Below are 18,358 nucleotides of genomic sequence, written 5' to 3'. Positions count from 1 at the left end.
AAAAGGTCTTTGCCCCACCACTCGGCACCTCGCCTAGGCTCGGTGTGCCCTCACTCCGGCTTTGGACCGTGGGCCGCCGTCATGGGCCATCCTTGGCCCAGGACGGCTAACCCGGCGTCCTGCCGGGTTACCCACGCTCCAAAGCCTGCGTTCGGCCAGCGTGGTTTAACGGGGCGCCTAAGATCAAAATCAAGATCAAAAGCAGGGCAACAGCAAGATCAAAAGCAGTTGGATTTAGTGCGTATCCACCAGCCCCAATTCCCGCGCTTGCGCAATCGGATCGCTGATGGCTTTGATGCGGTTGGCCTCCGTGATCAGGCGTGCGCGCTCAGCCGCCGGTATATCGTCCAGCGGCAAGCTGGCCACTCGTTGTTCGTATCCCGCCAATACCAGCACCAGCAGCTCATTACGCTGATGCCGTGGCAACGCGCGGGGCGATTGGGTGACGGGGGCGATGGTGTCCAAGGCCTGCTGCGCCTGGCCGCCAAGGGCATAGGCCAGGGCCAGGTTGCAGCGGCTGTCGAGGTCGTCGGGTTGCAGGCCCAGGCTTTTGGCGAACGCGGTTTGTGCCGCGACGGCCTGGCCGTTCAACACCTGGGCAATGCCCAGTCGGGTGTAGGCGACCGGCGACTGGCTGGCCTCGGCGGCCTGGCCCAGGGCGGTCACGGCGCGTTGGCTTTTGCCAAGGCGCAGTTGCGCGGTGCCCAGTCCCAGCAGGGCGTCGGCGTTGTGGGCTTGAAGGCCGAGGGCCTGTTGGAAGGCGCGCTCGGCACCGACCGCGTCGTTGCCGTCGAGCCGTGCCTGGCCGAGTTTGAGCCACAAGTCGATGCTTGCGCCCGGTTGCTGGGCCGCACGTTCGTACAGCGCCGCCGCGCTGGCGTAGTCGCCGCGTTTGTTCAGGTCGTCGGCCAGCTTCAGCGAGCGGTCGGAATCGCTCGGCGCAGTATTGGAACAGGCAGCCAGCAACAGGCTGCCGGCAAGCAAAAAGTGTTTGGTCATCGTCACAACTCGTTGGGCGAAGGCGGACGTCATGTAAGCATATTTTCCATGGCGCTCCTATGTCTGTCGGTGCTGTTGGGTGCCTCGATCGCCCACGCCGACGAAGAGCCCGAATGGTTCGCCAAACCCTACGCCTATGTGCTGGTGGACCAGGACGTGCGCGCCGCCCTCGAAGAGTTCGGCCACAACCTCGATATCCCGCTGGTGCTCTCCGACAAGGTCCGCGGCAAGGCCCGCAGCACCGTGCGTGCAGCCACCGCCGGGGAGTTTTTGCAGACGCTGTGCAGCACCAATGGCCTGACCTGGTATTTCGACGGCAACCTGCTGTACCTCAATGCCAGCGATGAAATCACCACCAGGCTGTTCAAGGCCAACGCCCTGAACCTGGATCAGTTGCAGGCCTATCTGAACAACCTCGATGTGTTCGGCCAGCAGTTGTCGATGCGTAACGGCCCCGAGGGCGATGAAGTCTTCGTCTCCGGGCCGCCGCCGTACCTGGCGCTGGTCCAGCAGCATGTGGATCACCTGCAGCCCAAGGCCGCCGCGCCGGTGGTGGCGCGCGAGCACGGCGTGCGGGTGTTTCGCGGCGCCCAGGTGAGCACTGAAACCCCTTGATTCACCCCAACCCCAGTAAAGGAGCATGACCATGTCCGTAACCGCCGTAGACAGCAACCTCGCCCCCGGTGGCGCCAGCCCTGAAGCCAAGTTCAACGCCGCGGTGGACAACGCCAAGAGCGCCGATAAACCGGAGATGACCGACGCCGAATTCACCGATGCCCTGATCACTCAGGCAGTCACCATCGGCGGCCAATTCATCATCATGCCCAAGGCCCAGGAAATGCTGAATGACGCCATGTCCGATGACGACGAAGAGTAGGGCGCACCCATGACCATCAGTCTCGCTGCCAGCGCCACGGCCTTGCCGCCGTCCGCCGGCGCGGGGCCCGCCGGGGCCTCGCAGAATCTGTTCGAGCACATGGCCAATACGGCCAAGGGCATGCCCGAGGGCGCCAGCCCCCATCAGATCGGCTCGGGGCTGATGGAGCGCCTGAACAGTTTTATCGACCGCTCCCGGACCTTTTCCGAGCGGGCCGATTTGCTCACCAATAACCCCTCGGCGCCGCCGCAAGTGGCCGCTGCGGATATCCGCACCTCGGGTGCCTCGCCCACCGCAGAACCGGGCAAGAAAGTCGCCGAGCAGCAGGTCGACCAGATCGTCCATTCACTGGGCAAGATGTTCGACTACTCCATCGAAACCCAGATGGTGGTGCGCGGTGCGACGCAGATTTCCGGTTCCGCCAACACGCTGCTCAAGGGTCAATAACGCCATGCCAAGCCCGAATCGTGCCCTGCGCCTGCTGCTGATCGGCGTGCTCGCCAGCCTCTTGCAGGCCTGCGACATGGACCTCTACACCAACCTCAGCGAGCGCGACGCCAACGCCATGGTCGCGGTGCTGCTGCGCGACGGCATCCCGGCGACGCGCAAGGTGCAGGACAACGGCCAGTTGAAAGTGGTGGTCGACGAACAGCGCTTCGCCGAGGCCATGACCCTGCTGGACAACGCCGGCCTGCCGCAGCAGAGCTTTTCCAACATGGGCGAGGTGTTCAAGGGCAATGGCCTGGTGTCGTCGCCGGTGCAGGAGCGGGCGCAGATGATCTATGCCTTGAGCGAAGAACTGTCCCACTCGGTGTCGCAGATCGACGGCATCGTCTCGGCGCGGGTGCACGTGGTGCTGCCGGACAATGACCTGCTCAAGCGGGTGATTTCGCCGTCGTCGGCCTCGGTGCTGGTGCGCTACGACCCGGGCACCGACATCAACACGCTGATTCCGCAGATCAAGACCCTGGTGGCCAACGGCATTTCCGGCCTGAGCTATGACGGTGTGTCGGTGACCGCGATCAAGGCCGCGGTGTCCATCAGCCAGAACCCGGCGCAACCGCGACTCGCGCGTTTCATGGGCCTGTGGCTGTTGGAAGACAACCTCAACCAGGCGCGGTTGCTGTTCGGTGGCTTGCTGCTGCTCGCCCTCGGCGCGGGTGGTGTGTTGGCTCGCCAGCAATGGGCCCGGCGCCAGTCCCAGGCGTTGTATGTGCTCAAGGAGGGTGAATGAGCCTGGTTGAGCGTTGGCAGGGGCTGATCGCCCAGCCGTTGCAGTTTGTGCGCGAGCAAAGCCTTGGCGAGTGTTTTGGCGAAGGCCTGCCGGTCGAGGTGCTGCAAGCCCTGCATGGGCAGCCGCGTTTTCGCTCGCGGCTGGAGCAACTGCTGGCCAGCCATTATCAGCTGGCGCCGCTGGCGCATCTGGTCACGCCGCCCGTCGCTGATTTGCCGGTGCTGCTGCTGAGCCCGGCGCAATTTGCGCGTCTGCCCAGGCTGTGTGGTGCGATCTGGCATGGCTCGACCCTGAGCCGGGAGATCCGCCGCGAAGTGGTCAATGAATTGCGCGAGGGCCTTGGCCAGGAAGCCTTTGCCCTGGCCCTCGCGCACCGGCAGTTGGGCGGCGCGGCCGACCTGCTGCGCGAGCCCGCCGAGTTGATCGACGCCATCGACCGCGATGGCCTCACCTGTGTCGCCGCCTGGCTGCAAGCCCAGCCTGCCGAGTTGCAAGGCTGGCTGCCCCTGCGGTTTGTCGCACCCAAGGGCTACAGCGGGCGCTTGCCCCGCGACCTGGAGATCGTCCAGACCGTCGCCGCCCGGTTACTCGCCGAGGAGCTTGCCCATGAGTGAATTACCCAGCCGTCCGGCCGCGCGGATTTTGCGCGCCGATGAAGCGGCGTTATGGACCGATGGCTTTGCCTTTGTGCAAGCCGCCAGGGCGCACGCCGAGCAGATCAAGGCCGACAGCGACCAATGGCTGCACACCGCCCGCGCCGAGGGTTTTGAAAGTGCGCGCCGCGAAGGTGCCGAACAGGTTGCACAGTTGCTGCTGGAAACCCAGGCCCAAGTCCAGCATTACCTGGCCGGGCTTGAGGCGTCGCTGGCGGACCTGGCCCTGGGCATCGTGCGTGAAGTACTCGGCGAACTGGATGACACCGACCGCGTGGTGCGTTGTACACGCCAGGCCCTGAGCGCGTTTCGCCAGGGCCAGGCCTTGACGTTGTGGGTGCCGCCCGCCGAAGTGAATGCCCTGCGCCCACAGTTGCTCAAGGACGGCATCGCCGTGGAGGCCGATGCGCAACTGGGCGCCGGCCAGGCCCGCCTGAGCAGCCCGGCGGGTTCGGTTGAGCTGGGGCTGGAGGCGCAACTGCAAAGCCTGCGCCGCAGCCTGTTGCCCTTTGCCGAAGAGGGCGTGGCATGAACCTCGATCAACTGCTGCCGCGCCTGACCGAGCGGCTGTCCCAGGCCCGCTTGCGTCCGATGCAGGGCACGGTGCTGAGCATTCGCGGGGTGTTGCTGCGGGCCAGCGTGGCGGGCGCGAGCATCGGTGAGCTGTGCCACCTGCGCGACCCGGTCAGTGGTCGCAGCCTCAGCGCCGAAGTGATCGGTTTTGATGGCGACGAAGCGATCCTGTCGCCCATCGGTTCCATGGAAGGCCTGTCGACCCGCACGCAAATCACTGCCACCGGCGAAAGCCTGGGTGTGGCCGTGGGCGATGCGCAATTGGGGCGAGTGATCAGCCCCATGGGCGAGTTTCTCGACGGTGACGGTGTACCGCCAACCCTGAACCTGCAGACCTACCCCTTGCATGCCGAGCCACCGGCCCCGTTCTCCCGGCAATTGATCGTGCGCTCCATGGCGTTGGGCATCCGCTCCATCGACGGCTTGCTGACCCTCGCCCAGGGCCAGCGCATGGGCATCTTCGGCGAGCCCGGTGTGGGCAAATCCTCCTTGTTGGCGAGCATCATCCGCAACAGCGAGGCCGATGTGATTGTCATCGGTTTGATCGGCGAGCGGGGCAGGGAAGTGCGCGAACTGCTGGACGTGCAACTGGACGCCACGGCCCGCGCACGCACCGTTGCTGTCGTCGCCACCTCCGACCGCCCGGCCGCCGAGCGGGTGCGCGCGGCATTTGTCGCCACCACCCTGGCCGAGTACCACCGCGACCAGGGCCGCAATGTACTGCTGTTGATGGACAGCCTCACGCGGTTCGCCCGCGCCCAGCGCGAAATCGGCCTGGCCGTGGGTGAACCGCCGACCCGCCGCGGTTATCCGCCGTCGTTTTTTGCCACCTTGCCCAAGTTGCTCGAGCGCGCCGGCCCGGGCCCTGCCGGCAGCATCACCGCGCTGTACACCGTGCTCACCGAAGGCGACGCCGCCAGCGATCCGGTGGCGGAGGAAGCGCGTTCGATCCTCGACGGGCATATCGCCCTCAGCGCCGAACTGGCGCAGCGCAACTATTTCCCGGCGGTGGACGTGCTGCGCAGCCGCAGCCGCTTGATGGAGCAGGTCGCCGGTGACGAACACAAGCGCCTGGCGATGCGCATCCGTGAATTGATGGCGCGCTACGGCGAGATCGAAATGCTGATCCGCGTCGGCGAGTACTCCGCCGGCAGCGACCCGCTGGCCGACGAAGCGATCACCCGCCATGGGGCAATCGAAGCCTTCCTGCGCCAGAGCGCCGACGAACCCAGCAGCCCCGAACAGACCTTGATCCGCATGCGCCAGGTGCTGGCATGAGCCCGAAAACGCAGCAAGCTCCAGTGTGGGAGCTGTCGAGCTTCAGCGAGGCTGCGATGGCGTCAGCACAGCCAACATCAATGTTGCCTGACCCACCGCTTTCGCAGCCTCGCCGGGGCTCGACAGCTCCCACATTTGATCTTCATGCACACCTTGATCCGCATGCGCCAGGTGCTGGCATGAGCCCGAAAGCGCAGCAAGCTCCAGTGTGGGAGCTGTCGAGCTTCAGCGAGGCTGCGATGGCGTCAGCACAGCCAACATCAATGTTGCCTGACCCACCGCTATCGCAGCCTCGCCGGGGCTCGACAGCTCCCACATTCGATCTTCATGCACTCAGTGAGTGCGCTGTTGGTATGACGATGGAGAAAAGAACCGATGAAGACTGAACAACTGCGCACCCTGCAAACCCTGCGGGTGCTGCGCGAACAGCGGGCGGCGAGCCAGTTGGCGGCGCAACAGCAACGCTGCGCGCAAACCCGCGGCGCCTTGACCGACGCCAAGGAACAACTGCGCCTGCACCGTGAGGCCGTTGCCCATGAAGCCGGCGAGATTTACGCCTCGCTGACCGAAGGCCTGTCGGTGGCCAGTTGGCAGGCCGCCCAGGATCGCCTGCGGGGCTTGGCCGACGATGAGCAGGTGCTTGAAGGCGACGTCAGCCACGTGTCCAGTACCCTGCAAACCCAGGAGCGCGAGCGTGAGCTGTTTCGCCAGGAGCGCCTGAGCCGCCAGCGCCAGTCCGATGCCTGGCAAAGCCTGCTGGACGGGCGTGAAAGCAGCGAACGGGTGGCCGGCGAGCTGCGTGAAGAGCAAGGACTCGGCACATGATCGTGGCCCTTGCCGACCCGTTGGCGCCCTGGCTTGAGCACTACGACCCGGCGCTGCTCACGCTGCATAACCAATTGCACCGCCGGCGGCATGCGTGGCAGGGCCGCTGCGCCGGTCAGGATCTGAGCGTCGCCTGGGCCGCCGATCCCCAGCCGCTGAAAACACCCCGGGATGTGTTGCTGTTGCTCGGCCAGTCACCAGTGCGCTTGCGACTCTCGGCTGCCGCCCTGGAACAAGTACTGGTGCCGCTGGCGTTGCAGTTCGACGCGCAAGTGCTGCCGGCATTACCGCGTTCGCTGCTGCTGGAACTGGCCGTGCTGGACCTGATCGAGCGCCTCGAACCGTTGCTCGGCCACCCCGTGCAACTGCTCGAAACCAGTGACGACCTGCGGCCTTATGCAGTGCATCTGGCACTGACATTGACCTTCGGCAACAACCCGCCAATGGCCGCCCAACTGGACTTGAGTGAAAGCGCTGCAGTGCTGGTGGGCCAGTTGCTGGAGCAGCACGGCCAGATCTACGCCGACCCGTTGCCGGCGTTGCGCCACACGCTGTCAGTAGTGGCCGGGCGGCAATGGTTGAGCCTCGGCGAGCTGCGCAGCCTGCAGCCCGGCGATGTGCTGATGCTCGAACCCGGCAGCGGCTGGCTGCTGGACCTTGAGGGCCGCCTGCAAGCCCGCTGCCAGCGCGACGGCTCGTCGCTGCAGGTGCAGGAACCTCTGAACACGCCCCTTTTGGACATGGAGAACACAATGACTGACGTCGATGCCGCCGCGGCCCTGGACGATTTGCCCCTCAAGCTGGTGTGCCAGGTCGGCAGCCTGGAACTGACCCTGGGGCAACTGCGGGAACTGGGGGCGGGCAGCCTGCTGCAACTGAATACGCCGACCGTGGATGGCGTCGACCTGATGGTCAACGGCCGTCGCGTCGGCCAGGGCCAACTGGTGAAAATCGGAGACGGCCTGGGCGTGCGCCTGCTGAGTTTCGCCACCCCATGACCGGTTATCAGCCGAACCTGATCGAGATCATCCTGGTGGTTGCCACCATCGGGTTGATCCCGTTGGCGGTGGTGACCCTTACCGGCTTCATGAAAATCTCGGTGGTGCTGTTCCTGATCCGCAACGCCCTGGGCGTGCAGCAGACGCCGCCGAACCTGGTGCTGTACGGCATCGCGCTGATTCTCTCGGTGTACGTCACCACGCCGTTGATTGGCGACATGTACCGCCAGGTAGAGGGCCGCGACCTGAATATCGAGCACGTCGAGCAACTCAAGGACCTCGGCGACGCCCTGCGCCCGCCGCTACAGGCGCACCTGGCACGGTTTGCCAACGAGTCCGAGCGCGGCTTTTTTGTGCAGGCCACCGAGACCATCTGGTCGCCGGAAGCCCGTGCCGACCTGCGGGATGACGACCTCGTGGTGCTGATCCCGGCGTTTGTCAGTTCGGAGCTGACCCGGGCCTTCGAGATCGGGTTCCTGTTGTACATCCCGTTCCTGGTGGTGGACTTGCTGGTGTCCAACGTGCTGATGGCGATGGGCATGTCGATGGTCTCGCCGAACCTGATTTCGATCCCGCTGAAAATCTTCCTGTTCGTGTCATTGAGCGGCTGGTCGCGCCTGATGCACGGTTTGATTCTGAGTTACGGCTGAGGCACGACCCATGGGCCAGGACGTTTTCCTGTCATTGATGAAACAGGCACTGATGACCGTGCTGATGCTCTCCGCGCCTGCGCTGGGGGTGGCGATCATCGTGGGTTTGAGCGTGGGCCTGTTCCAGGCGCTGACCCAGATCCAGGACCAGACCCTGCCCCAGGTGGTGAAGCTGGTGGCGGTATTGTTGACTATCGTGTTTCTCGGCCCGGTGCTGGCCGGGCAAGTGGCGGAACTCGGCAGCCAGGTGCTGGACAATTTTCCCTTGTGGACGCGCTGACCGCCCATGGATGCCAGCCTTACCGCACAGTTTCTCGAAGTCGCCTACCCGGTGATCAGCTCGGCCTCGCTGGCGGCCTGCCGGGCCATGGGCGTGGTGGTGATCACCCCGGCGTTCAACCGCCTCGGGCTCACCGGAATGATTCGCGGCTGCGTGGCCGTGGCGATTTCGATCCCGATGTTCATGCCGGTGTTCGACGCCATGACCTCGATGCCCAACCACGGCAGCCTGTTTATCGCCGGGTTGCTGATCAAGGAATTCCTGATCGGTATCCTGATCGGCCTGTTGTTCGGCATTCCGTTCTGGGCGGCGGAAGTGGCGGGGGAGTTGATCGACCTGCAGCGCGGTTCGACCATGGCGCAACTGGTGGACCCGTTGTCCACCGGGGAGTCGAGTGTGATGTCCACCTTGCTGACGGTGATGTTGATCACGCTGTTCTTCATGTCCGGCGGTTTTATCCTGATGGTCGACGGTTATTACCACAGCTACCAGCTGTGGCCGGTGACCGCGTTTACACCGGTATTTGCCAGCTCGGCGTTGCTGGCGGTGTTGTCGATTCTCGACCAGATCATGCGCGTCGGGGTGCTGATGGTGTCGCCGCTGATCATCTCGCTGCTGGTCACTGATTTGATGCTGGCGTACCTGTCGCGGATGGCGCCGAACCTGCATATTTTCGACCTGTCGTTGCCGGTGAAAAACCTGTTTTTCTCGATCCTGATGGTGATCTACATCGGCTTCCTGATTCCGTTGATGCTGGACCAGTTGGCGGAATTTCGCGGCACCGTGGAGCTGCTGAAAACCCTGGCGGGCATGGAGTAGCGCATGGGCGATACCAGCGAAGAGAAGTCCCAGCCGGCCACGGATAAAAAACTCAAGGACGCACGAAAGAAAGGCCAGGTCGCCAAGAGCCAGGACTTGGTCTCGGGCATGGTCATCCTGTTCTGCACCCTGTGCATTTCCATCCTCGCGCCTCGGGCCCAGGCCCAGGTCACGGCGCTGATCGACCTGACTGCGCAGATCTACATCGAACCCTTCGCCACGGTTTGGCCACGGGTGCTGGACCATGCCGAGCAACTGGTGATCGGCATTACCCTGCCGGTGATGGCGGTGACCACCGGGGTGGTGATCCTGACCAATATCATCACCATGCGTGGCTTTGTGTTTTCCGTGGAGCCGATCAAGCCGGAGTTCAAGCGTATCAACCCGGCGGAAGGCTTCAAGAAGCTGTTTGCCCTACGCAACTTTGTGGAATTCATCAAGGGCCTGATCAAGGTGCATGTGCTGGCCGTGGCGTTCTACGTGGTGGGGCGGCATGCGTTGCAAGCGTTGATGGAGTCGTCGCGGTGTGGCGCGGGGTGTATCGAGTCGACGTTTTTCCTGGTGCTCAAGCCGCTGGTGTTTACCGTACTCGCGGCCTTCATCCTGGTGGGCGGGGTGGATGTGTTGATGCAACGCTGGCTGTTCGGCCGCGACATGAAAATGACCCGCAGCGAGACCAAGCGCGAGCGCAAGGACATTGACGGCGACCCGTTGATCAAGAGCGAACGGCGGCGCCAGCGCCAGGAGATGCAGGCGCTGGCCACCAAGCTGGGGTTGGGCCGGGCGTCGATGATGATCGGCACCACCGATGGCTGGGTGATAGGCATGCGTTATGTGCGTGGTGAAACGCCGGTGCCGGTGGTGGTGTGCCGCGCTTCGCCGGAGGAAGCGTTGGGGATGTTGCAGGAGGCGTTTGATTTAGGGATACCGCAAGCGCCGGACAAGGGCTTGGCGGAAGCGATTGCGCGCAAGACGGTGCCGGGGGATCCGGTGCCGGATGCTTCGTTCCAGGCGGTGGCGGACTGGTTGGTGGCGGCGCGGTTGATCTGACGATCTTGAGCCGAACACCGATCAAAATGTGGGAGCGGGCTTGCTCGCGAAGGCGGTGTTTCAGTCACTGAAAATGTTGACTGACCCACCGCCTTCGCGAGCAAGCCCGCTCCCACATGGGTTCTGCCGGGTGTCAGGAAGTTCAGTTATGGCTTGTCCACATCATGGTACTCACCCCCATACCCATCCCCCACCCGCCAGATAATGTCGTGGTTCTCATTGGTCCATTCCGACGGTTTCAGCGAGTACTTATAGTCCTCTGAGTTACGGTTATTCCCGTCCCCGATAAAGTCCGGGTGGTCCCGCCGATGGTCGCCCCCGCGAATACTCGACCGCGCATCCCACTCTTCCTTGCGAAAATCAAAAATGCTCTGGTCCTGCGGCGCATCCCGCTGGCCCCAGTCGGAGAGGTAGGTCTGCAACCACACGTATGCTTCATCCCCGTTGGGCTTGAGCAGCCCGTCCTGCTTGAAATCCTGGATCTGGTCCCAGTTCTGCATCGAGATCTTGTGCAGCTTGTGGGACTGCACCGTGCTCAAGATCGCCCCGACAAACGACAACGCGCCGGAGATCAAGAAACCCACCGGCCCCAGGAACGGAATGATCCGCCCGGTCACCCCCAGCGTGCCCAGCACGCCGCCGGCCGCGCCCACCAGGCTGCTGACACCACCGGCCATCGACAGTGAGCCCGAGGCGATTTTCACCGGGTCTTTCTCGCGCACACCATCACGCAAGGTAAACGCCGCCTGCACCACACTGATCACGCCGCCTGCCACGTCGGTGGCCATGCCGATCACCTTGATCGCGCTGCTGGCGAACTTCGCGCCAAAACCGGCCCCGGCCACGCCGCCGCGGCTGGCAATGCCTTTTTCAATGCCTTCCTGGATCTTCGCCGCACCTTCGTCGCTCCAGCCGCCGCTGTTGAGGGCCTTGCCCACGTCCTTGCCGTCGTCCATGGCCTGGTCGACGATCTCGAAGTACTTTTTCTGCACCGCCTCGGCGTCCTTGGGCAGCGCGTGGTACCCCTCGCCGGGCTTGGCCCACAGGTCGGGCAGGGAACGGTCGAAGCCCATCAGCTTGTACGCGTTGGTGCCGCGCAACTTGTCGTAGACCTTCAAGCCCAGCGTGGCGAAGTGCGAGCCGGTGCCAAGGAAGCCAAGGAAGTCGTTGGCGATGCCCAGGCGTTTCATCGGCGTATCCGCCAGCTTGCCGCCTTGTCCGGCGAGTTGGTAGACGATACGGCCCATGCCGATTGCGCCGCCCACAGAGCCGAGTACGCCGTTGTCCTTGAGGAAGTTGAGGTTCTTCACGAACGAACTGCGGTTCTCTTCGCTGAGGCCCGGCATGATCTCCTTGCTCACGGCCTTGTCGATGTCGCTGAAGCTGATCACGCCGTTTTTCTGCCAGGTGTCGCCGAGGGAAATCATCGCCTTGCCGAAATCGGCGGCGGCGTTTTTGTCCTTGAGCAGTTGGTCGACGAACTTCGAATACACACCCAGCGCCTGGCGCGGCAGGCCGTCGGCACTGCCCTTGAGCATCGACAGGATTGCCATGGTGTTGTCGGTGGTGGCCAGGGCGGTGTTGTCGTCGGAGATCTTGGTGGGATCGTCCATCAGCTTTTCAACGGCATCGGTGTAGCCGTCGATCTGCAGGTTTTGCAGGAAGTTGTCGGCCTTGGCCGGGTCGATATCGGCCAGGGCGGTGTAGGCGGTCTGGATTTCCTGGGTGGCCAGTTCGGTCTTGCCGCTGTCCTGCAGGGACTTGATGTACTGGGTGAAGTTCTCCGAGGAGGTGCTGTCGATCAGGCGCTGCCTGGTCTCATCGACCTTCGCCTGGCCGCCGTCGACCTTGCCCAGGGCTGCGTCGTGGTTGGCCTTGATGTCGTGCTGGATGGTCGAGTCGCCGAGCAGGTCGTTGATGGTCTGGTCGATGGCCTTGGTGTCGAAGATGTTGTCGCGTACATCCCGCGAGGTCACGTCGATGGGCGTGGTGGCGATGCCCTGGTTGCCGAAGCCGTGCTCGGGAATGATCGACATGCCGTTGTCGGCCATGCTCCTGGCTTCCACCGCCCGCAGGAACTTGGCGCGCGGGTCGTCCTTGCCGATGCTGCCGTCCTTGACCCCGGCGCGGTAGCTGTCCACCAGGGTCTTCATCGACAGGTCCTGCACCGACAGCGGGTTGCCGCTGTCATCTTTCTCGGTGGTGGTCAGGTTGTCGACGGAGACGTCCTTGAGGGGCGGCAGGCCGTTGTCGGTGCGCAGCTTGTCGACGTCGGTGGTTTGCGCGGCGATGTCGCTGCGGTAGCTGGAAATCTGCTCGAACATCTGTGGATTGCTGTCTTCCGACACCACGATTTTCTCTTCGCTGCCCCCCGGCTTGTGCTGGGTGAAGGCGATCAGGCCCGGGCCATAATCACCGGCGCCGCCGACGCTCATGATGTCTTCGGTGGAGGCCAGGTAAGCGTCCGGGGCGGCGAGGGTGTAGCCGTCGCCCTTGGCCTTTTCGATGCCGGCCAGGGTTTGGCCCTTGCTGGTGTAGGCGGCGAAGGCTTCGGGGGTGATGTCCTTGGACACCACCAGCAGTTTACCGTCGGCCTGGTTGACCACCAGGATGCCGTCCATGGGCGCGTCGACCTTGCTGATGTCGCCCAGCTTCAGGCTGGCCTCGTCCTTGCGCAGCAGTTCCTGGCCGGGCAGGGACTGGGCGTTCTTGATGTAGTCGAAGGCCTGCGAGCCTTCGCTGGCGTGCACGGCGTGGAGGAAGCTGTAGAAGGTGCCGCCCGCATTGGGGTTGGGGTTGCCGAGGTCGGCGCCGGGCTGCGGCAGGTCGGCTTCGGACTTGCTGATCGCGTACTTGTGGCCCTGGTGTTCGAACAGGATCACCCCTGCGTTGCTGTCTTCGGACACCACTTTCAACTGGCTGAAATCGAGGTCGCCCGGCAGGCTGGTGACTTCTTCATAACCTTTGGATTTGCCGTCATTGAGGGCTTCCTTGGTCACCCCGGCCTGGGTGTAGGTGCTGAACGCCTGGGGCGTGAGCAATTCGGAAATGACCAGAGTCTTGCCGTTTTCAAGGCTGACCTTGAGGATGCCGTCTTCAGCCTTGCCCACGGATTTGATGTTGGCCAGGCGCACGCCGTCGCCGTCTTCGCGCAGCAGTTGCTGGTCGGGGTTCTTCAGGCTTTCGACGATGGCCTTGCCGGCCGGGGTGCCCTGGGTTTCGGCCAGGGTCTGGAGGAAGGTGTACAGCGGGGTACCTTCGTCGGGCCCGCCCTGGTTGACCGGGGCTACGGCATGGCCGAAGCGCAGGTTCTTCAATACGTCGAAGCCGTCCTGGGCGTTGGCCGCACCCTCGGCGCTGATCTTGTATTTGGCGCCGTCCTGTTCGAAGTAGATCACCCCGGCGTCCTTGTCTTCGGAAATGACCTTGAGCTTGTCGATGTCGAGTTTGGCCGGGAGGGCGGTGACTTCCTTGTAGTCCTCGGGCTTGAGGGTTTTGTCGCCCGGCCCGGTGCTGGCAAGGATTTTGGCTTTGTTCAGGACGGCGTCGAAAACCCGCTCGGGAGCGTTGGGTTGATCGACGCGGGGCGACGCGGATTTTTCGGGGCGGGTGATCATCGGTTCAGTCCATGTGAGGGGCGCACGAGGACTCGATAGTAGGGGCTGCAAGCGAGTGAAAACGGGTTCGTTGGCAACAAGTCACAAGCTTTCACAGGTGTGAAATTCACGTCCCGGGGTAGCGCGTCTCCATCACGACGGACAATGCATCCGGACGCCAGAATTCCTGGTCGAACTCCACCGGCTGGTCATCCTCGCCGAAGTTCAAGCGTTCCAGATACACGCTGGTGGAACCGGTGGACAATTGCAGCAACTCGGCCTGTTCTTCATTCACCGTGCCAATGTGCATCTCCAGCTCACACCGCGACAGCACCCGGGAAAACCGCTCCCGCAGCAGTTGGGTCAGCGAGGTATTCAGGTCGGCCTCCAGCAGCCCAGGGCACCAGCTGGCCAGCAGCGCGTTGAACTCCAGCAACACCGGCCGCCGGTCGATCCAGCGCCGCCGTTGCAGGAAAAACATCGGCTCATCCGCCGACGCGAGGCCCATCCTCCTGGCCAGCCAATCGCCTGCCGGGCGCAACTGCGCGTGCAGGCATTCGGTGCGCGGCGTGCGGCCCTGGGCACTCACATAATCCATGAAGCCGCTGATGCGTGTTGGGTCATAGCGGATGCGCCGGGGGCTGACAAACCAGCCGCGACGGTTTTCCCGGTACACCAGGCCCTCGGCTTCCAGTTGCTGCAAGGCCTGGCGCAAGGTGACCCGGGTGCAGCCGAAGCGCTCGATCATCTCCCGTTCGGACGGGAATTTCTCATCCGCCTGCGGCACACCCGCCGCGATATCGTGGGCGATCTGTTCGCGAATGCGCTGGTAGTGCGGTGAAATCGGGTCGAAAGGCATCCTGGGGTTCCGTGTGCAGGCCGGGCGTGGGCGTGACTCTACCGTTCCTGTTGGCGCAGGTCACCACCACTTCCATTTTCCCTGTTCTTTGAGCGTCGCAATGATCGCTTCGCGTTTGTGCCGAATCTCAAGCATTTTCTGGTGCATTTCCCGGCAGCGGTTGCTGTTTAGGATCAGCAAGCCCACGAGTGGGCCAAGAAGGGCCATGGAGTAGAGGTAGGTGTTGGGGCGGTAGGTGATGGCAGGGAGAGATATCAGCAGGCAGATAAGATAAACCCCTATATGTATCCAGACCCAATGAGTTCGCCCGGCCAACACCTGCGCCTTGGCGAGAGAAAACACCACGCTCAACGCCAACGCTCCGAAAAAAACGCTTTTGGTGACCACGTCTATTTGGAGTCCGGAGAGATAACTTACTGCCACCAAGAGAGCGGCCATCGCAATCGAAAAACAACCAGCAAGAAGATCTCCCCCTATGACCGGCATGTAACGCTTTAGCAGAGGGCGCGGGTCTTCAATGTAAAAAGCCGAGTAATAAAGATCTTTCCCGCTCATTGTTTTCCAGTTTTTTAAGTCGCCACTCAGGTTGTCCAGGGGGGCTGTCTTTTTATGCTTGTTCACTGGCTCACCTCTTCATAGATACCAATAGCCAGTGTCTTGACGTTTCCTGACATGGCGCTGCTGGTGAAACCCAGCGTTGCTGCCAAGGCATCTCTGATGTGGTTGGTGGTCGCTTTCTGCATTTGTGTTGCACTGATGCGCTTGGTGGCCGCACCGGAAGCCTGTTTTAACTTGAGTAGCTTCGGTGTCAGGCGTGGGTCCCTGATCTTGAGCAGCTCATCATTCAGCTTCGCTCGTTCTTGACGGGTAAGTCCTCTCAGCACTTGTCGTAAGGGCTTGCCGGTTACTTTTGTGGTCGTATTGATCGCTTTTATCGTGGTCAACGTTGAGGTCGCGATGCCCAGCAAGGCAACGCTGTCCAATAAAACCATTACGGCCCGATACCAGGCTTCGTTGTCCAGGTAGTCATAAGCTGCAGGAAGCGCAACTTCAAATCCAGTTCGAAGCACTCCCGCAACGCACTGCGCGATACTCGCTGTTGCAGCCGCTTTCCCAATAAACGTAATCACCGCACTGGTCCCGGCCGTAAACGGCATCAGCGCAATCCCACTTGAAATCACCACCCAGCTCAGTATCGCCCCCGTGCACGTCACTGCAGTATTCAACGCCTCGGCCACCCGTTTCGACTCCCGAGGTTCGTGGGCCAGCATCCGCTTGAACTCTGAAGGCCCCACATACCTGGGCGCCTCGCGCAACACCACCTTCTTGGGCACCACGCTGCAAATCGCCTGGAATTCGCGCAGGGTCACCACGTTGAACTGCTCATCGATGTACACCACACCGGCGCCGATCAGTGCCGGATCGCTGTCGATGGCGAAGAACAACCGGTGCAGGTCGAGGCTGCTTTCAATCCGTTGGCGGGTGGTGAGATGGGCTGAAGGGAATCCGTCTTTCAGCAGGGAGGCAGCCATTCCTTAACTCCTGGAGTTTGCGAGAGCCGAGAGAGTAGAGAGGGCGTGACGCAAATGAATGTAGGAGCGTTCGTCTTTTCAGGACAGGCGCTTCCTGATCCCTCTTGGGCGTCTTGTGAATACCACACCGCATAAGGAAGAGTGCGCCCCCTCGCCACTAACGGCGAAAACCAAGACAGGGAGTAAGCATGGCCACTGATATGTTTTTGAAACTGGGAGATATCAAGGGTGAGTCGCGGGACCAGACCCATCGCGACGAGATCGATATCGCCAACTGGGCATGGGGTTTATCTCAGGAGGGTTCCATGCATGCCGGCACCGGCGGTGGGGCGGGCAAGGTCAGCGTTGCCAACCTCAATCTCAAGAAAGCGCTGGATAAATCCAGCCCCAATCTGATGATGGCGTGTGCCAGTGGCAAGCATTATCCGGAGGCGCGTCTGGTGGTGCGCAAGGCTGGTGGTCCAAGCGCGGTGGAGTATTTGATCATCACCCTGAAGGAGGTGCTGGTGTGCGGCTACGACATCCGTACTGAAGATGACAGTGAACTACTTCAGGAAAGCATTGCCCTGAATTTTTCCAGTGTGGAAGTCAGCTACCAGGCGCAAAAAACCGACGGTGGCAAGGAAGGTGGCCCGGTAAAATTTGGCTGGAACATCCGGCAGAACGTCAAGATTTAAAGGGTGAAGCGGGCTTGGCCCGCTCACTCACTGCTCCTGTTGGCGCAGGTCACGCTGCCACGACACCAACCCATACGCCGCCAGCACCACAAACCCGGCATACAGCGCAGCGGTCAGTTGCAGGTCCTTGTACACAAACAGCCCCACGTAGACCGTATCCAGCACGATCCACAGCCACCAGCTCACCACATACTTGCGCGCCGCCCACAGGCTGGCCACCAGGCTGAAAGCGGTGAGCAGCGAGTCCAGCCACGGCAGTGCGGCATCGGTGAAGTGGTGCATGGCGGCGCCCAGCAGCAGCGCGCCGATCACCCCGGCGAGCAGGTGCCGCCATGCTTCCTGGACCGGCAGCCGTTCCACCCGCACCTTGCCCGCGTCGATGCGCCCGGTGCTCCAGCGCCACCAGCCGTAGCCCTGCAACACAGCGAAGACCAGTTGCAGGAGCATGTCGGAATACAGCTTCACGTCGAAGAAGATCCAGCCGTACAGCAACACCGCGACCACGCTGACCGGCCAGCACCAGCGCACCCGTCGGGCGGTGAGCCACACCCCGGCAATATTGAAGATCACAGCGACTATTTCCAGCGGCGTCATACGGTCCTCTCAGGGTCAGTTTTGCAGGTGCAGCGCCTGTTGCTTGAGCTGGCGCTTGCGTTCAAAGGGCAGTTTTTCCTGGTCGCCATACGGCGCGCTGTACCAGTTGCCGTAAGTCGGGTTGGGCAGCACGAACCAGCGCTGGCCGAGCCAGCCCAGGTAGGGTTCGGCGGCCTTGCGCTGGGCGTCCAGGGTGTTGTGTTCGGCCTGCACGAAATCCCCCAGGGAATCACCCGCCAGGATCAGCACGCGGGCGTGTTGGGCGACCCATTGGCGTCGGCAGTTCTTGCCGTAGCCGGCGTGTTCGCAGCCGCCAATGGGCGTGCCGGCAGCCAGTACCTGCTGCTCGCTGTCCACCGGAAAGCCCCGCAGACGCAGGTTTTTGACGGTGGCCTGGACCTGGCTTTGCTCGCGGTTGGTGATGTAGTACACCGTGATGCCTTTGTGTTTGGCGGCCTGCAGGAACGCCACGGCGCCCGGCAGCGCCTGGGCCTTGGCCTGGTCGACCCAGGTGTTCCAGCGGTCGTAGGAGTAGACCTGGTTGTTGACGACGTCCCGGGCATTCAGCGGGATGTTGTCGAGCACGGTCTCGTCGATGTCGACGATCACCGCTGGCGGCAGCCCGGCCAGATTGCGCGGTGGCAAGGGCAGGGCGTCCCAGTCCGGGGTCTTGAGGGCCACGTCCAGTTGGCGAGTGGCGTTGGCGAACACCTGGCGGTAGATCAGTTCGTGCTCGATGGAGGTCTGGGTCCACAGCACCGCATCCAGCTGGTCGTTGGCGGGCGGTTGCTGCTGGCAGCCGACGAGGGCGGTGGAGAGCAGGCACACACTGGCAAAAATCAGATTACGCATGAACAGTCAGCC

The 18,358-nt window shown here is 62.7% G+C and carries 21 protein-coding genes; 14 read left to right on the top strand and 7 right to left on the bottom strand.

The annotated features are described in order from the left end of the window. Positions 1 to 234 precede the first annotated feature (234 nt). A complete protein-coding gene (locus HX839_RS26150; protein ID WP_008433171.1) occupies positions 235 to 999 on the bottom strand; it encodes a tetratricopeptide repeat protein in 765 nt (254 codons plus the stop codon). 48 nt (positions 1,000 to 1,047) lie between these two features. On the opposite strand from HX839_RS26150, the gene HX839_RS26145 reads away from it, so the two are divergent. From HX839_RS26145 to HX839_RS26085, 13 genes are all read left to right on the top strand, one after another. Beyond that, positions 1,048 to 1,614 (top strand): type III secretion protein, encoded by a 567-nt coding sequence (locus HX839_RS26145; protein WP_102369493.1) that lies wholly within the window; start codon positions 1,048 to 1,050, stop codon positions 1,612 to 1,614. 31 nt (positions 1,615 to 1,645) lie between these two features. Further along, entirely contained in the window at positions 1,646 to 1,876 is a 231-nt protein-coding gene (locus HX839_RS26140; RefSeq protein WP_003208330.1) for a hypothetical protein, read from the top strand. A 9-nt stretch (positions 1,877 to 1,885) separates the two neighbouring features. Beyond that, positions 1,886 to 2,323 carry a hypothetical protein gene (locus HX839_RS26135; RefSeq protein WP_003208328.1) on the top strand — a complete coding sequence of 146 codons (438 nt, stop codon included), beginning with the start codon at positions 1,886 to 1,888 and terminating at the stop codon, positions 2,321 to 2,323. A 4-nt stretch (positions 2,324 to 2,327) separates the two neighbouring features. Continuing rightward, positions 2,328 to 3,110, top strand: coding sequence for a type III secretion system inner membrane ring lipoprotein SctJ (gene sctJ / locus HX839_RS26130; protein WP_177009713.1), 783 nt, complete (start codon positions 2,328 to 2,330; stop codon positions 3,108 to 3,110). Further along, a complete protein-coding gene (locus HX839_RS26125) occupies positions 3,107 to 3,724 on the top strand; it encodes a type III secretion protein (RefSeq protein WP_177067930.1) in 618 nt (205 codons plus the stop codon). The genes sctJ and HX839_RS26125 overlap by 4 nt, the downstream gene beginning before the upstream one ends. Beyond that, on the top strand, positions 3,717 to 4,295 hold the full coding sequence (locus HX839_RS26120) for a FliH/SctL family protein (RefSeq protein ID WP_008433162.1): 579 nt from the start codon (positions 3,717 to 3,719) through the stop codon (positions 4,293 to 4,295). The genes HX839_RS26125 and HX839_RS26120 overlap by 8 nt, the downstream gene beginning before the upstream one ends. Continuing rightward, positions 4,292 to 5,614, top strand: coding sequence for a FliI/YscN family ATPase (locus HX839_RS26115; RefSeq protein ID WP_003208321.1), 1,323 nt, complete (start codon positions 4,292 to 4,294; stop codon positions 5,612 to 5,614). The genes HX839_RS26120 and HX839_RS26115 overlap by 4 nt, the downstream gene beginning before the upstream one ends. A 375-nt stretch (positions 5,615 to 5,989) precedes the next feature. After that, entirely contained in the window at positions 5,990 to 6,439 is a 450-nt protein-coding gene (locus HX839_RS26110; RefSeq protein ID WP_102606212.1) for a hypothetical protein, read from the top strand. Next, complete coding sequence (gene sctQ / locus HX839_RS26105; protein WP_177067929.1) at positions 6,436 to 7,437, top strand: type III secretion system cytoplasmic ring protein SctQ; 1,002 nt, start codon at positions 6,436 to 6,438, stop codon at positions 7,435 to 7,437. Before HX839_RS26110 ends, sctQ begins: the two co-directional genes overlap by 4 nt. Beyond that, entirely contained in the window at positions 7,434 to 8,087 is a 654-nt protein-coding gene (gene sctR, locus HX839_RS26100) for a type III secretion system export apparatus subunit SctR (RefSeq protein WP_003208316.1), read from the top strand. The genes sctQ and sctR overlap by 4 nt, the downstream gene beginning before the upstream one ends. A gap of 10 nt (positions 8,088 to 8,097) precedes the next feature. After that, positions 8,098 to 8,367: a type III secretion system export apparatus subunit SctS gene (gene sctS / locus HX839_RS26095; RefSeq protein ID WP_003208314.1), complete on the top strand. Its 270-nt coding sequence runs from the start codon at positions 8,098 to 8,100 to the stop codon at positions 8,365 to 8,367. A gap of 6 nt (positions 8,368 to 8,373) precedes the next feature. Beyond that, complete coding sequence (gene sctT / locus HX839_RS26090) at positions 8,374 to 9,186, top strand: type III secretion system export apparatus subunit SctT (RefSeq protein WP_003208312.1); 813 nt, start codon at positions 8,374 to 8,376, stop codon at positions 9,184 to 9,186. A gap of 3 nt (positions 9,187 to 9,189) precedes the next feature. Continuing rightward, positions 9,190 to 10,236 carry an EscU/YscU/HrcU family type III secretion system export apparatus switch protein gene (locus tag HX839_RS26085; protein ID WP_177067928.1) on the top strand — a complete coding sequence of 349 codons (1,047 nt, stop codon included), beginning with the start codon at positions 9,190 to 9,192 and terminating at the stop codon, positions 10,234 to 10,236. A 146-nt stretch (positions 10,237 to 10,382) separates the two neighbouring features. On the opposite strand, the gene HX839_RS26080 is transcribed toward HX839_RS26085, so the two are convergent. From HX839_RS26080 to HX839_RS26065, 4 genes are all read right to left on the bottom strand, one after another. Further along, positions 10,383 to 13,853 (bottom strand): hypothetical protein, encoded by a 3,471-nt coding sequence (locus tag HX839_RS26080; protein WP_177067927.1) that lies wholly within the window; start codon positions 13,851 to 13,853, stop codon positions 10,383 to 10,385. A gap of 106 nt (positions 13,854 to 13,959) precedes the next feature. Further along, positions 13,960 to 14,691, bottom strand: coding sequence for a UTRA domain-containing protein (locus tag HX839_RS26075; RefSeq protein WP_134326968.1), 732 nt, complete (start codon positions 14,689 to 14,691; stop codon positions 13,960 to 13,962). Positions 14,692 to 14,751: 60 nt separating this feature from the next. Beyond that, positions 14,752 to 15,312 (bottom strand): hypothetical protein, encoded by a 561-nt coding sequence (locus HX839_RS26070; RefSeq protein ID WP_371315651.1) that lies wholly within the window; start codon positions 15,310 to 15,312, stop codon positions 14,752 to 14,754. Further along, on the bottom strand, positions 15,309 to 16,223 hold the full coding sequence (locus tag HX839_RS26065; protein WP_177067926.1) for an NAD synthetase: 915 nt from the start codon (positions 16,221 to 16,223) through the stop codon (positions 15,309 to 15,311). Before HX839_RS26065 ends, HX839_RS26070 begins: the two co-directional genes overlap by 4 nt. Positions 16,224 to 16,411: 188 nt before the next feature. On the opposite strand from HX839_RS26065, the gene HX839_RS26060 reads away from it, so the two are divergent. Next, positions 16,412 to 16,900 carry a type VI secretion system tube protein Hcp gene (locus tag HX839_RS26060; protein WP_177067925.1) on the top strand — a complete coding sequence of 163 codons (489 nt, stop codon included), beginning with the start codon at positions 16,412 to 16,414 and terminating at the stop codon, positions 16,898 to 16,900. Between the two features lie 27 nt (positions 16,901 to 16,927). Here HX839_RS26060 and pnuC read toward each other — a convergent pair whose 3' ends face one another. Together pnuC and HX839_RS26050 are read right to left on the bottom strand one after the other, a co-directional pair. Continuing rightward, positions 16,928 to 17,494 carry a nicotinamide riboside transporter PnuC gene (gene pnuC, locus HX839_RS26055; protein ID WP_003208301.1) on the bottom strand — a complete coding sequence of 189 codons (567 nt, stop codon included), beginning with the start codon at positions 17,492 to 17,494 and terminating at the stop codon, positions 16,928 to 16,930. A gap of 15 nt (positions 17,495 to 17,509) precedes the next feature. Then, positions 17,510 to 18,346 carry a 5'-nucleotidase, lipoprotein e(P4) family gene (locus tag HX839_RS26050; protein WP_177067924.1) on the bottom strand — a complete coding sequence of 279 codons (837 nt, stop codon included), beginning with the start codon at positions 18,344 to 18,346 and terminating at the stop codon, positions 17,510 to 17,512. Positions 18,347 to 18,358 lie beyond the last annotated feature (12 nt).

It is taken from the genome of Pseudomonas sp. I8001 (assembly GCF_013385345.1).
GTDB lineage: Bacteria > Pseudomonadota > Gammaproteobacteria > Pseudomonadales > Pseudomonadaceae > Aquipseudomonas.
The sequence above is the reverse complement of the archived record's forward strand: the minus strand, read 5'-3'. Positions and strand labels throughout refer to the sequence as shown.

What these genes read in the sequence shown, in the direction of transcription:
- HX839_RS26150 (WP_008433171.1), bottom strand. Translation starts at nt 999, where the DNA reads ATGACCAAACACTTTTTGCTTGCCGGCAGCCTGTTGCTGGCTGCCTGT.
- HX839_RS26145 (WP_102369493.1), top strand. Translation starts at nt 1,048, where the DNA reads ATGGCGCTCCTATGTCTGTCGGTGCTGTTGGGTGCCTCGATCGCCCAC.
- HX839_RS26140 (WP_003208330.1), top strand. Translation starts at nt 1,646, where the DNA reads ATGTCCGTAACCGCCGTAGACAGCAACCTCGCCCCCGGTGGCGCCAGC.
- HX839_RS26135 (WP_003208328.1), top strand. Translation starts at nt 1,886, where the DNA reads ATGACCATCAGTCTCGCTGCCAGCGCCACGGCCTTGCCGCCGTCCGCC.
- sctJ (WP_177009713.1), top strand. Translation starts at nt 2,328, where the DNA reads ATGCCAAGCCCGAATCGTGCCCTGCGCCTGCTGCTGATCGGCGTGCTC.
- HX839_RS26125 (WP_177067930.1), top strand. Translation starts at nt 3,107, where the DNA reads ATGAGCCTGGTTGAGCGTTGGCAGGGGCTGATCGCCCAGCCGTTGCAG.
- HX839_RS26120 (WP_008433162.1), top strand. Translation starts at nt 3,717, where the DNA reads ATGAGTGAATTACCCAGCCGTCCGGCCGCGCGGATTTTGCGCGCCGAT.
- HX839_RS26115 (WP_003208321.1), top strand. Translation starts at nt 4,292, where the DNA reads ATGAACCTCGATCAACTGCTGCCGCGCCTGACCGAGCGGCTGTCCCAG.
- HX839_RS26110 (WP_102606212.1), top strand. Translation starts at nt 5,990, where the DNA reads ATGAAGACTGAACAACTGCGCACCCTGCAAACCCTGCGGGTGCTGCGC.
- sctQ (WP_177067929.1), top strand. Translation starts at nt 6,436, where the DNA reads ATGATCGTGGCCCTTGCCGACCCGTTGGCGCCCTGGCTTGAGCACTAC.
- sctR (WP_003208316.1), top strand. Translation starts at nt 7,434, where the DNA reads ATGACCGGTTATCAGCCGAACCTGATCGAGATCATCCTGGTGGTTGCC.
- sctS (WP_003208314.1), top strand. Translation starts at nt 8,098, where the DNA reads ATGGGCCAGGACGTTTTCCTGTCATTGATGAAACAGGCACTGATGACC.
- sctT (WP_003208312.1), top strand. Translation starts at nt 8,374, where the DNA reads ATGGATGCCAGCCTTACCGCACAGTTTCTCGAAGTCGCCTACCCGGTG.
- HX839_RS26085 (WP_177067928.1), top strand. Translation starts at nt 9,190, where the DNA reads ATGGGCGATACCAGCGAAGAGAAGTCCCAGCCGGCCACGGATAAAAAA.
- HX839_RS26080 (WP_177067927.1), bottom strand. Translation starts at nt 13,853, where the DNA reads ATGATCACCCGCCCCGAAAAATCCGCGTCGCCCCGCGTCGATCAACCC.
- HX839_RS26075 (WP_134326968.1), bottom strand. Translation starts at nt 14,691, where the DNA reads ATGCCTTTCGACCCGATTTCACCGCACTACCAGCGCATTCGCGAACAG.
- HX839_RS26065 (WP_177067926.1), bottom strand. Translation starts at nt 16,223, where the DNA reads ATGGCTGCCTCCCTGCTGAAAGACGGATTCCCTTCAGCCCATCTCACC.
- HX839_RS26060 (WP_177067925.1), top strand. Translation starts at nt 16,412, where the DNA reads ATGGCCACTGATATGTTTTTGAAACTGGGAGATATCAAGGGTGAGTCG.
- pnuC (WP_003208301.1), bottom strand. Translation starts at nt 17,494, where the DNA reads ATGACGCCGCTGGAAATAGTCGCTGTGATCTTCAATATTGCCGGGGTG.
- HX839_RS26050 (WP_177067924.1), bottom strand. Translation starts at nt 18,346, where the DNA reads ATGCGTAATCTGATTTTTGCCAGTGTGTGCCTGCTCTCCACCGCCCTC.